Below are 15,584 nucleotides of genomic sequence, written 5' to 3'. Positions count from 1 at the left end.
ATACAGGTGGTATTTAGTTACGGAGGGGTGTAATTATGCGAGTTACTAACAATATGCTGAGCTCACAGCTTCTGCTGAATTTGAATCGAAATTCTGAGCGTATGAATAATACGCAAAACCAGATGGCGACTGGACGTAAACTGAACAAGCCCTCTGATGATCCTGTAGGGATTACGTATTCCTTAAGGTACAGGTCTGAATTGTCTTCAAATGAACAATACCAACGGAATGTGGACAGCGCAGTGTCTTGGCTTGATTTTAATGATACGGTCATGGATCAGGCAGGCCAAATTATGCAAAGAGTACGTGAACTTACAGTACAGGCCTCTACGGGAACTAATCCACAATCTGCGCTGGACAGCATCAATAAAGAAATTGGCCAGCTTAAGGAACAAATGATTGATGTTGTGAACAGCCAATTGAATGGGAAATATATATTCAACGGTCAAACCTACGACAAGAAGCCTTATGACCTCCCTTTGAATGCTGATAATACGCATGATACGTCTGGCGCAGCATCCATTGCTACGGATACAGGAAATGTTAATTTTATAGTGGGTGAAAATGTAGCTTTGCCCATTAACGTTACTGGTAATGAAGTCGTAGGAACAAGCACGGATGCCGATAATTTATTTACAATTTTTAATCAGCTATCTGCAGCTTTGGCAAGTGGTGATATTAAAGCGAGTGGGGATCAACTGGCCAATATTGATACGCGTATGGACAAAATGCTGAAAGTCCGGTCGGAAATGGGAGCTAAATCCAACCGTGTGGAGTTAATGCAAAGCCGATTGAGCGATCTGGAAGTAAACTTAACGGACTTGCAGTCTAAAACGGAGGATGCGGATTACGCTGAGCTTTTAATGAATTCCAAGATCCAAGAGAATATTTACAATGCTTCTTTGTCAGCTGGAGCTAAAATAATATCCGCATCATTGGTTGATTTCTTGAGATAGTCTAAGGAGGGGGAGAGATGTCCATCATTCCGACACTTCAGATCCGGCAAACTCCGGCTATCCTGCATATTGACGCAGACCCTGGGCAGTATTCGATTCGACAGCCCTCGGCAGATATGGAATTAACGACACGCCGTGCTCAACTGGAAATTCATCAGTATAAGCCACAGCTGACCATAGATCAAAGTGCAGCCTTCTCTGCCTATAACGGTGGCAATTACCTTGAGATGAATAATCGAATCTATTCAGGGGTGCCACAGATATTTTTACAAGCTCTTGCACATAAAGTGGAGCAAGGTAATCGGATGGCGGATATTCACATTCCTGGGAATACTATAGCCAATGTTTTTGGAGAGGATACTGAAACGCATGTGCTTCCTGAATTTAGGGGTCCAGCATCTATGGATAATGTTGATATTCATGTTGAAACGCGTGCACCTGATATTGCCTTTACGCCTGCTGTATCGGAAATGCATGTGACCGTTAATCGTCCAGAAATTGAGTATACTCGGGGGAAACTGGAGATTTATATGCAGCAGTATCCATCAGTGGCCTATATTCCACCTGAAATTGATGTCGCGATGTAAAATAAGTTAAGGTTATAGAGGTTATTCAAGCCATCTATAGCCTTTTTTTTATAATAAAATGTATATATCTGATTAAATATTGGAGGAATATTAGTGATTATATCCACATCTATTTGGGGTGACATTGAAGTAAATGAAAAAGAAGTATATCGTTTTGAAAAGGGAATTCCGGGATTTGAGGAGACGACCGAATTTGTGTTGCTTGATCATGATGAGGCTCCCTTTTACTATCTCCAGTCCCTTCAGCAGAAGGAACTATCTTTTGTCTTAGTGGACCCATTTATTTTTCATCCTGAATACGAGTTCGAACTCCCTGATAGTGAAACGGAAGAACTGGAGATTGAATCTAATTTAGTCGTTCGCAGCATATTAACATTACATGAGCAGGTAGAGAACTCAACGATCAATCTATTGGCACCTTTGGTATTCAATCCTGATAATAGGAAAGCCAAGCAGGTTGTTTTGCACCAGTCTCCGTATTCGACCAAGCATTCACTGCAACCCACTATGGAAGACGAAACCATCCGTTCAAAGGAAGGTGAATAATCATGCTGGTACTTTCGCGTAAGAAAGGCGAGTCTATTATCATTCAGGATCACATTGAGGTGACGGTGCTCGGAGTAGAGGGAGATACTGTCCGTATAGGAATTTCAGCACCCAAACAGATGGATATCTTTCGTAAAGAAATCTATTTATCCATTCAAGAGTCCAATCGTGAATCTGCTGCCCATACGCAGTCAAATTTGGATGCTTTGCGCAAGATGATAAATAAAAATAACGAAAAATAAAAAAAAACCTAAAATGCTATTAAAAGATCGACGAGAATGTCGATATATATAGTACAAGCTATTACGGAGGGGCGGCCGACTTCAACGGATAGCTGTAAAACCAATAAACCACATGGATGTGGGACATTTACCTTCAGGGAGGAAATTTAAAATGATTATCAATCACAATATCGCTGCAATGAACACTCACCGTCAATTGAATTCGAACACTACTAACACAAACAAAGCAATCGAAAAGCTGTCTTCTGGTCTTCGTATTAACCGTGCTGGTGACGATGCTGCTGGTTTGGCAATTTCCGAAAAAATGCGTGGTCAAATTCGTGGTTTGGATATGGCTTCCAAAAATGCTCAAGATGGCATTTCTTTGATCCAAACAGCTGAAGGTGCACTGAACGAAACACACAGCATTCTGCAACGTGTTCGTGAATTGTCTGTACAATCCGCGAATGACACAAATACAGATGATGATCGTAAAGAGCTTCAAAAAGAAGTAGATGAGTTGACTAAAGAAGTAACACGTATTTCCACAGATACTGAATTCAATACTAAAAAATTGCTGAATGGCGATATCAGTAGTGCAGTATTCCATATTGGTGCTAATACAAACCAATCAATTTCTTTGGCTATTGGTAATATGAGTGCCACATCGTTAGGGATCAATGCTGTTGACATTGGAACTCAATCTGGTGCTAACGCTGCAATTTCTACTTTGGATGCGGCAATTAAATCGGTATCTTCTGAACGTGCTAAACTGGGTGCGAACCAAAACCGCTTGGAGCACACAATTAACAACCTGGGAACCACTTCCGAGAACCTGTCCGCTGCTGAATCCCGTGTTCGTGACGTAGACATGGCTAAAGAAATGATGAACCAAACGAAAAACAACATCCTTGCTCAAGCTTCCCAAGCTATGTTGGCTCAAGCAAATCAACAACCACAAGCAGTACTTCAATTGCTTCGTTAATCATTTTTCTTATAAAACTGCTGAGATCTTTCTCAGCAGTTTTTTTGTGCTTATATCTTACATATAAGGAATCATATTCATCCTCGTGTTTTATCAGTCAAGTCTAACTTATGATTATAAAGTAACCGATATATATACTAAACTAATTCGTAATTGCGAAATGAAAGGAATACATGATGAAAACCATTGCGTTATGTATGATTGTAAAAAATGAGCAAGAGTATCTTAGAAGATGTCTTGATAGCGTAAAGGATAAAGTAAACCAGATAATAATTGTAGATACAGGCTCAACAGATGAAACCGTTAATATCGCTAAAGAATATACTACTGATGTATACCATATGGATTGGTCTAATAATTTTGCAGCTGCTAGAAATGAATCCATTAAATATGCCACTACAGAATATATTTTAGTACTAGACGCGGACGAGTACTTAGAAGAAACTGCTGATTTACAAAAAGAAATCGCATCAGGTGAAGACTACTATTTCACAAAAATACACAATATTATGTCATTTGATCGTGCTCTAAACCACTTGGCTATCCGAATTTTTTTAAATAATAAAGATCTGTATTATCAGAACCGTCTCCACGAACATTTGAATATTATGGACGAAGGGCTTAATTTTAAAAGCGGACAAGCTGAACTTGTTATTATGCACACTGGCTATACGGATGAAATGATGGAGGGAAGGGAAAAAGCCAAAAGAAATCTCCCCCTTATGTTGAAGGAAGTTGAAGAAAATCCAACGGTGTATAACCTATTTAATATGGGAAGAACCTATATGTGGGTTGGTAAATATGAAAAAGCAATTCCTTTCTTAAAGAAGGCCTACCCGATGAGTAAAAACTTAACGATTGCGCCAGATCTAATTATGACTTTATGTCGAAGTTTAGGGGAAATGAAGAGATACAATGAGGCTCTACAAATTCTGCAAGAAGCAGTGATCGTTTATCCGAATGAAGTAGAATTAATTCATTTACAGGGACTTTATTTTATGGAAATTGGGTACTATAGGGATGCGATAACGTCGATGAATAAATGCCTTGAGATTGGCGATCAAGGTATTACTTTTTCAGAAGGCAACGGCAGCTACATTGCACATTTCAGACTCGCAGAATGGTACGAATCACGGAATGATTTGATGAAGAGCTATGAACATATTTTAGAAGCTTTTAAGCTTAAAAATGACTTTGCGCCGATTATGGGGAAATATTTTAAAATCATAGAGAAAGCAAACGTTCCATTAGAAGAAGTATTCGTAAGTACAAACCAGTTGTATCCGATATCAAATAGTGGACAGCTGGAAAAAATTTTAGAAGTGATGTATCAGTTGAGACATCCTCTATTACAAAGATATCTGACAGAGTATAACGTGACTGTTCAAGATAATGTAATGGCTACTGCACGGCAATATGCTAGAGACTATGATGGAGCACAAGCCTCGTGGTTGGAGATGGAAGATATTGAAGAGCAAAACGGAGAGGATCTTTTATTATTATCTTTGATTCTCAAAGATGAAACTCTATTTGGAAGGACCAAAACACTACTTAATCTAAGTCAAAAGGACCAAAAAAATCTATACAAAATTATTATGGATGAATCTTCTGGAGATGTTAAGTTAACACAACATTTAGAGAACATATTAGAAAAAGCACTGATGCATTTAATTCGATTACAAGAATTCGAGACATTTGAAAAGATATTGAATTATTTGTGGCAAGGTAGTGTTGGTGTGAAGGTTAAAGTCTGTGAGCACCTTGTGGGCTACGGGTTTAGCGAGATAGCCATCGATCTATTAGTTAAACTGTTTGAACAAAATCCAAGGAATATAAGTGTTATTAATATGTTAGGCGAAGTTTGTCTTGCTCTTAATTATTTACAAGATGCACAGCTTTTTTATACTAAATTACTTGAAGTTAGTGAAAATTATGTGGCGTATGAGAAAACTTACGAGTTATATAAAAAAGTGGATGATGAAGTTGCGATGAATTCTGTTCTAAGTCAAATAAATCGTAAATTTCCATTATGTGCATGGTCAAAACAAAATTTTAATAGATAATATAATGCTCAAAATAAGGAGTTTATTATGGAAAATTTCAAATTAGTAAATAAACCTCGTTTGGTAGCCCTATGGCCAGAATGTTCAAATGTTCTTCTCACTAAAGATCTCGGGATGATACCGTTTATCCTTCATAAATATCATAATTATAACTCTGCAATAGCGTGTTATGGCATTGAGGATTTCCCTTATGTAGACGCAGAAGTGAAGGGCTTGAAAATTGATTCTGTTGAAAATGGAGGAGACGTCTTAGTTGATGGTAATAATTATCTTGCAAAAAAGGCGAAAGAGATCGATATATTATTCTTAATGGGAATTTATCCGTTTACGCTTAGTTGGATGGAGAAATACAAGACTATAAATCCAAATGGGAAAATTTATTTAAAGCTGGACGCGAATATATATTGGATGAATAATATTGATTTAACGAATGATCTATTTGAGACCCTTAAAAAATGTGATGTAATCAGCGTTGAAAGCAAGAGACTGTATTATTATTTAAATAAAAAGTGGCCTTTGAAAATAGAGTATATACCAAATGGATTTTATGATTTTCACTCAAGTCCTAAGATAAAGTACGAAGAGAAAGAGAATGTTATTCTAACAGTCGGTAGAATAGGAACTCATCAAAAAGCTAATGAAGTACTTTTAGAAGCGTTTAAATTGGTTGCTTCCGAAATTTCGGGCTGGAAACTTAAGCTTGTGGGTAATGTTGAAGATAATTTTATTCAATATGTTCATGAGTTTCTTACTGAAAATCCAGATCTTAGAGGAAGGATAGAGTTTCTCGGTCCAATAGAGGATAGGAAGGTTTTGGAAAAACAATATCGAGGAGCTAAAATTTTTTGTTTAACTTCAAGGTACGAAGGATTTCCGTTGGTTTTTACAGAAGCATCCCAAAATGGATGTTTTATAGTTTCAACTGAAATAGACCCTGCTTATGATATTACTAATGAAATTACATTAGGAGAGGTTTTCCCTGTAGATGATTATCATAGACTGTCTGAAATATTATTAGAGGTTTGCAACGATAACTTGAGGCTAGAACAGACAACTTATGAAATTCAAAACTTCGCAGAGACTAATTTCAGTTGGACTAATATATGTAAGAAGCTTGATCTTTTATTACATTTAAATTAATGGGGGAATTCTAGTGATTGAAATAACATTCCAAAATAATGAAGTAAAGTTAATGAATACGCAAAATAATGTTTCGGAAACTGTCCTGCATTTCGGTGGAATTCATAATAACCTTACAACGATAAGTTCGCCAAAGTTGCTACAAGAATACATTCATATGCTGGAAAACTATTCAACTATTCAAAAGTATACTTATGGCGAAACTACCATGATTGATATCGTGGCACTTACAAGCCTTGTATACAGCGAATTAATGGCTGGAAAGCATTCTGGGATCAGGGCTTTAGAGGTGGGAAGCTGGTTCGGGTGTTCGAGTTATTTCTTTGCCAATAGTCTCAAAACGTTCTCAGATAGTAATTTCCTATTCTGTATGGATACATGGCAAGGTAGTCCGGATACAGCAAGCCATAATATTGCAAATTATGAAAATGCATTTGAACATTTTAAAAGTGTAATGAGATATGCCGGTGTTTACGATAATATAAAGCCTATTGTATGTGATTCAACGGTGGGTATGGACATTCTGCAGGATGATTATTTTGATATTATTTTTGTGGATGCTAACCATACGTATGAGTATGTTTATCAAGATATAGTCAAAGGAATCAGAAAAATTAAAGTGGGCGGACTATTAATGGGGCATGATTGCGAGTGTTATGCAGATGAACTTCCTCCTCATCTTTTGCAAGGTGACAATAAACATTTAGATGGTGTTGAAGGTTATCATACAGGAGTGATTAAAGCCTTGGATGATATTTTTGGTAGATCTTATAGTCGGTTCAATCATAGTCTTGTCTGGTATAAGAGAATAACTCAAGAAGACAAAGATATGTTTGAAAAAAAAACTTCCAAGTACAACTACGATAGGGAAGGTCTTGTAGAACTAGCTGAAACAATGAAAGAAGCTATTCAGTATATATACAATAATATTTCAGAGGGGAAATCAGATACACTTCAAACTCTTACCGTTGATACGGTGCAGGCAGCACATCAACTAGAGAAAGAAATGCTCCCACTTTGCGAGAATTTTTATAATAAGGAATTGAAAATTAATACTAATATGTTGAAGAGCGCCCTATTGGATTTTCAAATAACATATAATAATGATTTTCCACAAGCGCTTTCTGTTCTAGAATCGAAAGTTATTGAGAGATTTAATGTATGGTTGGATTGTTTTCTGGAAAGTGAAATCTAGCATTTCATAATTCTGGTGAGAGAAGCAGATGTGCAACATGGAGGCCTGTTCCTGAATTATAACGAAAAAGCCTTTTTGATTAAATCGGGGATAAAATATAAAACCTCTTTTTGGGTTTTTTATTTTATCACTTAATCATTCCGAAGAGAGGGAACCATATTTCTCAGAAACTGCTGTTCATCGATTCGACCACCATAACGGTAGGGAATTACTCGTCCGGTCTAGGCTCTTTAGCATGACAATTGTCCTCAGCGCTTATCGTATACGTTTTGTTAAAAACGGTGTAGATCGCGCGTAAGTCTTAGTGTTCCAAGTATGAAGAACTGGAGTTTGATCGTTTTGCGCGCCTGCTCTTGCTAAATAAGCTCCTGCTCGTTAAAAATACCATCCATTAGGTATGAAGGATATTTTCCCTTCTTAAATTCACAATTATACTTGTTCCGGTTATAAATCTTTCAAATGAACACAGTATACGATTTTATAAATTCTATTTGGAGGAAGTGATAAGGTGCTAAGCAGTATCATAATATTAACGTATAATAAACTAGATTATACGAAAGAATGTATAGAAAGTATACGCGATTATACAGATTCTGGTACTTATGAAATTATTGTAGTCGATAATGCATCGAATGATGGGACAAAAGAATGGATTCAAAGCCAAGATGATATTTTTGATATATGTAATGAAAGTAATTTAGGTTTTCCAAAGGGTTGCAATCAAGGTATTGAGGTTGCACAAGGAAACAATATTGTTCTTTTAAATAATGATGTGGTGGTAACGCCAGGATGGCTAGATATTTTACTAAATGCTTTATACAGTTCTGATGATAATGGGGCAGTAGGCCCTGTCACCAATAGTGCATCTAATTATCAAACTGTGCCCGTTGTTTATCAATCAAAAAATGAAATGTTAGCTTTTGCAACTAGGTATAACCGCCCTGATAACACTAAATGGGAGCAAAGGCTAAGACTCATTGGGTTCTGCATGGTGATTAAACGAGAAGTGGTTGAGAAAGTGGGTTTATTGGACGAAATGTTTTCACCAGGTAATTATGAGGATGATGATTATTCTTGTAGGATTATCCAATCTGGGTATAAATTAATTTTATGTAAGGATGTATTTATTCACCATTACGGTTCTATATCTTTTGGAGAAGCTAATGGATCGTATACAAAGCTGTTGGAAAAAAATAAGTGTAAGTTTGAAGGAAAATGGAATTTTAAATCTGAAGATTTGAGTAACATAAGGCGTGAATTAAGTAGTTTGATAGAACAGCCAAAAGAAGGGCATATTATTAGGGTTTTAGAAGTGAATTGTGGATGTGGCGGAACTCTTTTGGAAATTAAAAATAAAATTAAAAATGTAGAATTATTTGGATTAGAGGCAAATGAGTTTGCAGCAGCTTTTGCATGTGAAATAGCAGAGGTTCGGGTTGCAGGTGTAGAAGAGGCATTGGATTATCCTGAAAATTATTTTGACTATATTATTCTTTCAAATACGTTCGAGGAGTTAAGAGATCCATGGGGGTTTTTGAGAAAATTAAAAATGCAGCTAAAACAGAACGGGAAGATCTTAGCTAGTATTTATAACGTAATGCACTTTAGCGCTATTAGATCTATGTTAAATGGTCAGTGGAGCTATACAGATAATGGTTTACTTGCTCATTCTCATATTAGATTTTTTAGCCTCTATGAAATTGATAAGATGTTCACAAATGCAGGATTTGAACATATGGAATATCAAAGCATTATGCTACCAATGTCTGATCGAGATCAAAATTATATTGAGAATTTGAGCAAATTAGGAAACCATCCGGTAGAACAGTATAAGACGTATCAATACGTTGTAAAGGCCTTAAATAACAATGAAAAGGATATGTTGCAAAAAATCATTCTCAGATTGGAAAACGAAAATTATCCGAAAGAACTTTTAATTGAATTTATAAATATGATTACTATAAAAAACATAACTTACGTAGATATCATTAACGAGATAGAAGAGTTGGTGATTATAAATAAGCAAACGATGTATAACACATTGGGAACTGCGCTATATAAAGCTGAATTATTTGAGCATGTCTTTCCTCTTTTTTATGCCTCGTATGAGTTAAATAAATTTGATAAAGAAACTTTATACAATATAGGTTTTTTATTGTATAAAGCTGGTGATAATAATTTATCATTGCACTATCTTCGACAAATAGAAGATTACGACCCAGAGACCGCTGAACTTGTTAAGTTAATACAACCTTGCTGAATTATTTGAAACAAGAGAGTTTTAGATACACTTCAGTAGTATAGGTCTTAAAAGAAGTATAGCAGATAGAAATAGCAACTGTTATAGGCTCATTTTTACTGTTATCTTGTTTACGTTATTCTAATTCAGTTAATTAGCATTTGAAATTTAATCGTAATCTGGATTGGTTCTTAAAAACCTCCTTTCAAAGGATCAATGTTTGATAAATTATCCTTTGCATGAAAACTTATAGAGAGCAGGTTTCCTTATGACGTTAGCTGAACAAAAAGAATTGATTAATACTCTGTTAGAACTTGATAATGGGTTAATAACAGAGGATAATGTTGCAAAACTACTCAGCGGCATACAAAAAAATGATGTATTAGAAAAAGTCCTCAACACCATCTCAAATGAAATAACTAATAAAATAGATGTTCTAAACTATCTAGCTGTTGAAGGTTTCAACAATGGTATGTTTGACCATATAATACCTTTACTTCAAACATCTCTTGAAATCGATCCTTTTCATAAGGAAACTTTATTTAATTTAAGTAGTATTCTATCTCATTTCGGTGAAATAGACCTTGCTTTAGACTATGCAAAAAAGATACAGGACAATAGTGATGACACTTTGGCCCTAATGAAAGAATTAACGAATGCAATTGCCGTAGAGAAAAAAAGCGGTTCTCAAAATATTTTGAACATGGAACAGAATGATATCAGCTTTACAGGAGAACGCTTGGTCATTAATCAAGATGTAAAAGACAATTTTAAAAATGTGCTTGAAGAACATTTGCGCAGATATGAATTAGCTTGTGAATATTCCAAAGATAAAATAATACTTGATGCTGCTTGTGGAACGGGATATGGTTCTAAAATGATGCAATCTGCTGGAGCAGCAATGGTTATAGGTGTGGACATTGATCAAGATAGTGTGAATAATGCAAAAAAAACCTATCATGCTGACAATATCAACTTTATACATGGTAATGTGAATAAATTACCATTTAAAGATGAAACCTTCGATATGGTCGTTTCTTTTGAAACCATAGAGCACATTGCTAATGGAGCCGATTGGATTAAGGAATCTGCCAGGTTGCTTAAGGAAGATGGCCTTTTCCTAGTATCCACTCCTAATCGCTCTATTACCAACCCCGGTAACTATTTTGAAGAACAACCCATGAATCAACACCACTGTTTTGAATATAACATACCGGAATTTATCGGTGAATTAATGAACGAGTATGATATATTAGATATTTTTGGTCAAAGCTATATAAATGACCATGATAGTTACTACTATCATGTTATGAGAGATGCCCGTCAGCTCAATAGGGGATTTGCACCTGACAAAGTAGTCAAACAAACTGAAAAACACGAGTTGATCTCGTTTAAAGATGTGAAGAATGCGCAGCCAATGTATGTAGTTGCAGTATGCAGAAGAAAAAGAAAAACACCTAAAAGATCATCAGAGTATGCCAAAATCTCTAATCCAGAACCTTTTAAAAAAATACCTGCATTCCATGGAATGGGTGAAAATGTATTTGTCGGTGAAGGATGTGAAATTGTTGGTGCTGAAAAAATTTATATTGGTAATAATGTCATGATTAGAAAAGATTGTTGGCTAAATATCGCTATTAATCAAAACAAGAAGGACCCCCAAATTATCATTGATGATGGTTGCCAGATCGGAAAAAACTTTACTATTTCGGTTTCCAATAGAGCGCACATCGAACAAAATGTCCTGATTGGCGCTAATGTATACATCTCGGATTGTGGACATGCATATGAAAATATTGACATCCCTATTATGCTTCAAGGGGTATCTTCCGAAACAAACGAAGTTACTATCGGTGAGGGATCATGGTTAGGGATTAACAGCGTTATTGTTGGAAATGTCCGAGTAGGTAAAGGGTCCGTAGTGGCAGCAAACTCTTTTATTAATAAAGATGTACCTGATTACAGTGTTGTAGCAGGAAACCCAGGGAAAATCATCAAAATGTTTGATAGTGTAAGCAAATCGTGGAGAAAAGTATACAATGATGAAGATATCCAATTTATATTAAAGAATCGAGTTGACTCATCCGAGTTGAGTCTATAAAAGGAGTTTTGTTATCTGAACACAGAAAAGTGCAATTCAGATGATTTTTGGAGATTGGGAGAGTAGCTCCTGTGGAGTTTTTCTGACCCAATCATTTTTTAAGTAAAAAGGAACTGTTTTACTTAAACTATTTTAGGATCTTTTGTATTTCTGATCCCTTGCTTCTGTTATGGGAAAAATTCTTTGTTTTTCTATGGTACGTATCTCGGAACTCTATTTTTATTCTTCACAATATGCTCTAAACAACCGATAAAATAATAAATAGGCCATCGGAGGTTGGAAGAATGAATCTACAATTTTCGGTTTCAACGAATCAGATGAATGGACAGGCAAACGGTGTGTCTCAAAGTAGTGAAGGTTTTACTACTAGTAACAAAACAATTGAATCATTAGTAACTGCTATAAAAAGTGGGTCTGCTTTAACTAAATTAGAGCAGCAGGGGGTTGCTATTCCTCTTGGAGAAGAGCAACTTATTCGTGCTATAGACCGCGCAGTCAAAGCTCTTCAGGGACCTACAACTACGTTAGAAATGAGTGTGCATGAAAAAACACATCAGATATTGGTCAAAGTTCTCAATAAAGACACAGGGGAATTGATTCGAGAGATTCCTCCTGAAAAGACCCTTGATCTAGTAGCAAAGATGATGGAGATTGCAGGGATTCTTATCGATGAAAAAGTATAAGGAGGAAATGAAATGCGTATAAACGGTTTCTCAGGAATGGATATAGACAGTATGGTTACCTCTTTAATGACCGCGAAGAAGTCTCCATTAAATAAGCTGAACCAGCAGAAGCAGACATTAGAGTGGACGCGTGATAGTTACCGTGAATTAAATACTAAGATCGTTCAGTTTAGCGATAAGTTGCGCGATTTAATGACTAAGTCTGACAAAATGAACACTCAGAAAGCAACGTTAACTGGTAATACAACGGCTATTAAAGCGGAAGCTAATGCGGATGCTAGCTCTACACCTATGTCTGTAGTCGTTAACAAGTTAGCAACAAAGTCCAATATGCAGACCTCTACAGGCCTACGTACAGCAGGCAGCAGTACAGCAGATGCTACCAAAAGTACCACATTGGAGCAAATTGCAGGTGGTAGTGCATCAGATACTTATGAGTTAAATATCAATGACAAAACAATCACGTTTCTGAAAACCGATACAATATCTACAGTGATGACCCGTATCAATTCAGAAGGGGCGAACGTAACAGCGACTTTTGATGAAATCAGCGGCAAGTTCTCCATTACAGCTAAAGATTATGGAGAAAGCAATAATATTAAATTAACTGGTGCTGATAAGCAGGTTAAAAGCAGTACGCTCATGGATTTATTCCAAATTAGTTCTACAGATGTAAAGGCGGCTGAAAAAGGGGAAGTTATAGTAACGAATACGGCGGATTTGAGTTCTAAAACTTATAATCCTGATAACAACTCCCTTGTCGTTAATGGAGTGTCACTGACTCTGTTAGAGACCACGGGAACCACTGGACCAGCCCAAATAACAACCCAATCAGATCCAACAAAAGCTATGGAGACCATTAAATCTTTTGTGGATACTTATAATGACCTATTAAGTACATTTAATACGAAACTAAGTGAACAAAAGTATCGCGATTTTCCTCCACTGACAGCCGATCAAAGGAAAGACATGAAGGAAGATGAAATTAAGCAGTGGGAAGAAAAGGCGAAAAGTGGTCTTCTTAAAAATGACTCTATTTTAAGTTCTGCTGTGTCTTCTATGCGTATGGTTATTTCCAGTAAATTAGGCGATTTAAGTTCGGTTGGTATTACTACAGGTCAATATTTCGAAAATGGTAAATTACAAATTAATGAAGAGAAGCTGAAAGCTGCTTTGACGACAAATCCGGATAAGGTTATGAATATATTCAAAGGGTCGTCTGATGTTGTAAACAGCAAGCCTCTCTTTAGCGAATTAAGAAGTAAGCTTGATACTACGTTAAACATGTTTGTAAAAAAAGCAGGTACATCAAAATTCGATACAAATGCTAGTATGACCTTAAAGGCTGACAGTATAATGGGAAAGCAGCTTAAAAACTATAACAGCGATATTACAGAGATGACCAAAAAACTTGCTGATGCTGAAAAACGGTATTACAAGCAGTTTTCGGCTATGGAATCGGCTATGAACAAGTATCAGTCGCAGTCTTCCAGTTTGACAAGCTTTTTACAATAGTTTAGAAAAGGGTGATTCGTTTGATCTCATCTCCTTATGAAAAATATAAACAGTCTTCGGTGCAGACCTCTACTCCGGGGCAGCTCATTATTATGTTATATGATGGTGCCATTCGGTTCGTAAAGGCCGGTCTTGATGGAATATCATCCAATGATATTGCTAAAGCAAACATAAACCTGGGTAAAGCGCAAAGTATTATTAGTGAGTTAATGTCTACGTTAAACTACTCGTATGATATTTCCAAAAATTTATATGCTTTATATGAGTATATGAATTATTTATTAATTCAAACCAATATCAAGAAAAAGATTGAGTCAGGTGAAGAAGTTCTGGGTTATCTGCAAGAATTACGTGAAACTTGGGTTACAGTGAACAAGCTAACCGCAGGTATGTCATTGTCAACGGAACAGTAAGCTATGATAAATGACGCTTTATCTCAATTAGAGCAATTAACCCAACAATTCATACTTCGACTGAATGAGACAAATTACGAGGAAGTTGAGATTTTTGTCGAAGTTCGTCAGATGAAGGTGGATAAACTGCTGAGTGTCTTGAAAAATACGCCTATGACAGCGGAGCAAAAACAGAAATTAGAGTCTATTCTAAGCCACGATGCAATAATTGATCAGCACATGCAATCGCTGAAACAGGAAGCCCAAAATTGGCTTGTCCAGCGAAATATGGCCAAATCGCAACGTAATGCTTATGAATCTAACTATACGCCTGATAGCTTTCTGATGGATCGTAGGAAATAAGTTTAAATAGCTCTCGCCCAACACGTTATATGGTGTGGACGAGAGCTTTTTAACATTTAGAAAGCCACTAATTGAGTTTAAGTGAAAAGAAAGGTCCTATACAAAAAAACTATCAATTTATTGTTTCAGGCACTAAAATGTAGTTTAAAACATGATTAGTAAGTCTACTTTTAGTTCAAGTTCTAGTGTTTCAATGAACAAAGTTGTTGACTATTTACCCATTGTATTATATATGGAATAACTATACATGAAAACATTATCAATTCCAATTGACAATGGATAACTTTGGGTGGTATAGTCGGAAATGTGGGCGAGAGCCTCACTTCATTTGATGACGAAGGGAATGTTAGTGCATGCAAGGTAAAGTAAAATGGTTTAACGCAGAAAAAGGTTATGGTTTCATTGAAACGTCTGACGGCGGCGACGTATTTGTACATTTTTCCGCAATTCAAACAGAAGGCTTCAAAACACTTGAAGAAGGACAAGACGTGGAGTTCGACATTGTCGAAGGCGCACGTGGACCACAAGCCGCTAACGTAACCAAATTATAATCATCCCCGGCATAGCCGACCTACATAATTGGTAAGATGGTTAGCAA

The 15,584-nt window shown here is 36.3% G+C and carries 15 protein-coding genes; all 15 read left to right on the top strand.

The genetic code is table 11. From position 1 onward, the window contains the following. Window positions 1–35: 35 nt before the first annotated feature. The 15 genes from flgL to ACYCS5_RS12020 all read left to right on the top strand — a co-directional run bounded on the left by flgL (window position 36) and on the right by ACYCS5_RS12020 (window position 15,537). On the top strand, window positions 36–956 hold the full coding sequence (gene flgL / locus ACYCS5_RS12090) for a flagellar hook-associated protein FlgL (protein ID WP_029514586.1): 921 nt from the start codon (window positions 36–38) through the stop codon (window positions 954–956). A gap of 17 nt (window positions 957–973) precedes the next feature. Further along, the gene (locus ACYCS5_RS12085) at window positions 974–1,543 is read left to right on the top strand and encodes a DUF6470 family protein (protein ID WP_029514585.1); all 570 of its coding nucleotides are present in this window, start codon (window positions 974–976) and stop codon (window positions 1,541–1,543) included. 93 nt (window positions 1,544–1,636) lie between these two features. Further along, a complete protein-coding gene (gene fliW, locus ACYCS5_RS12080; RefSeq protein WP_459761116.1) occupies window positions 1,637–2,089 on the top strand; it encodes a flagellar assembly protein FliW in 453 nt (150 codons plus the stop codon). 2 nt (window positions 2,090–2,091) lie between these two features. Beyond that, entirely contained in the window at window positions 2,092–2,331 is a 240-nt protein-coding gene (csrA, locus tag ACYCS5_RS12075; RefSeq protein WP_029514583.1) for a carbon storage regulator CsrA, read from the top strand. Between the two features lie 151 nt (window positions 2,332–2,482). Further along, on the top strand, window positions 2,483–3,295 hold the full coding sequence (locus ACYCS5_RS12070; protein ID WP_459761115.1) for a flagellin N-terminal helical domain-containing protein: 813 nt from the start codon (window positions 2,483–2,485) through the stop codon (window positions 3,293–3,295). A 173-nt stretch (window positions 3,296–3,468) separates the two neighbouring features. After that, window positions 3,469–5,358, top strand: a complete 1,890-nt coding sequence (locus ACYCS5_RS12065; protein ID WP_459761114.1) for a tetratricopeptide repeat-containing glycosyltransferase family 2 protein — start codon at window positions 3,469–3,471, stop codon at window positions 5,356–5,358. A 27-nt stretch (window positions 5,359–5,385) separates the two neighbouring features. Continuing rightward, complete coding sequence (locus ACYCS5_RS12060) at window positions 5,386–6,498, top strand: glycosyltransferase family 4 protein (RefSeq protein ID WP_459761113.1); 1,113 nt, start codon at window positions 5,386–5,388, stop codon at window positions 6,496–6,498. 13 nt (window positions 6,499–6,511) lie between these two features. After that, window positions 6,512–7,693 (top strand): class I SAM-dependent methyltransferase, encoded by a 1,182-nt coding sequence (locus tag ACYCS5_RS12055; protein ID WP_459761112.1) that lies wholly within the window; start codon window positions 6,512–6,514, stop codon window positions 7,691–7,693. Between the two features lie 508 nt (window positions 7,694–8,201). Next, the gene (locus ACYCS5_RS12050) at window positions 8,202–9,953 is read left to right on the top strand and encodes a glycosyltransferase (protein ID WP_459761111.1); all 1,752 of its coding nucleotides are present in this window, start codon (window positions 8,202–8,204) and stop codon (window positions 9,951–9,953) included. Between the two features lie 247 nt (window positions 9,954–10,200). Further along, window positions 10,201–12,033 (top strand): methyltransferase domain-containing protein, encoded by a 1,833-nt coding sequence (locus tag ACYCS5_RS12045; protein WP_459761110.1) that lies wholly within the window; start codon window positions 10,201–10,203, stop codon window positions 12,031–12,033. 284 nt (window positions 12,034–12,317) lie between these two features. Further along, window positions 12,318–12,716, top strand: a complete 399-nt coding sequence (locus tag ACYCS5_RS12040; RefSeq protein WP_459761109.1) for a flagellar protein FlaG — start codon at window positions 12,318–12,320, stop codon at window positions 12,714–12,716. Window positions 12,717–12,728: 12 nt separating this feature from the next. Beyond that, window positions 12,729–14,231: a flagellar filament capping protein FliD gene (gene fliD, locus ACYCS5_RS12035; protein WP_459761108.1), complete on the top strand. Its 1,503-nt coding sequence runs from the start codon at window positions 12,729–12,731 to the stop codon at window positions 14,229–14,231. A gap of 20 nt (window positions 14,232–14,251) precedes the next feature. Beyond that, window positions 14,252–14,644 carry a flagellar export chaperone FliS gene (gene fliS / locus ACYCS5_RS12030; protein ID WP_250251348.1) on the top strand — a complete coding sequence of 131 codons (393 nt, stop codon included), beginning with the start codon at window positions 14,252–14,254 and terminating at the stop codon, window positions 14,642–14,644. Window positions 14,645–14,647: 3 nt separating this feature from the next. Then, window positions 14,648–14,986 (top strand): hypothetical protein, encoded by a 339-nt coding sequence (locus tag ACYCS5_RS12025; protein ID WP_418026696.1) that lies wholly within the window; start codon window positions 14,648–14,650, stop codon window positions 14,984–14,986. 353 nt (window positions 14,987–15,339) lie between these two features. Next, a complete protein-coding gene (locus tag ACYCS5_RS12020) occupies window positions 15,340–15,537 on the top strand; it encodes a cold shock domain-containing protein (RefSeq protein ID WP_013312263.1) in 198 nt (65 codons plus the stop codon). Window positions 15,538–15,584: the final 47 nt, after the last annotated feature.

Source organism: Paenibacillus sp. SEL3 (assembly GCF_054602585.1).
This window is presented reverse-complemented; position numbering and strand designations above follow the sequence as displayed.

Coding starts and splice junctions, on each gene's coding strand:
- flgL (WP_029514586.1), top strand. CDS start 36: ATGCGAGTTACTAACAATATGCTGAGCTCACAGCTTCTGCTGAATTTG.
- ACYCS5_RS12085 (WP_029514585.1), top strand. CDS start 974: ATGTCCATCATTCCGACACTTCAGATCCGGCAAACTCCGGCTATCCTG.
- csrA (WP_029514583.1), top strand. CDS start 2,092: ATGCTGGTACTTTCGCGTAAGAAAGGCGAGTCTATTATCATTCAGGAT.
- ACYCS5_RS12070 (WP_459761115.1), top strand. CDS start 2,483: ATGATTATCAATCACAATATCGCTGCAATGAACACTCACCGTCAATTG.
- ACYCS5_RS12065 (WP_459761114.1), top strand. CDS start 3,469: ATGATGAAAACCATTGCGTTATGTATGATTGTAAAAAATGAGCAAGAG.
- ACYCS5_RS12060 (WP_459761113.1), top strand. CDS start 5,386: ATGGAAAATTTCAAATTAGTAAATAAACCTCGTTTGGTAGCCCTATGG.
- ACYCS5_RS12045 (WP_459761110.1), top strand. CDS start 10,201: ATGACGTTAGCTGAACAAAAAGAATTGATTAATACTCTGTTAGAACTT.
- ACYCS5_RS12040 (WP_459761109.1), top strand. CDS start 12,318: ATGAATCTACAATTTTCGGTTTCAACGAATCAGATGAATGGACAGGCA.
- fliD (WP_459761108.1), top strand. CDS start 12,729: ATGCGTATAAACGGTTTCTCAGGAATGGATATAGACAGTATGGTTACC.
- ACYCS5_RS12025 (WP_418026696.1), top strand. CDS start 14,648: ATGATAAATGACGCTTTATCTCAATTAGAGCAATTAACCCAACAATTC.
- ACYCS5_RS12020 (WP_013312263.1), top strand. CDS start 15,340: ATGCAAGGTAAAGTAAAATGGTTTAACGCAGAAAAAGGTTATGGTTTC.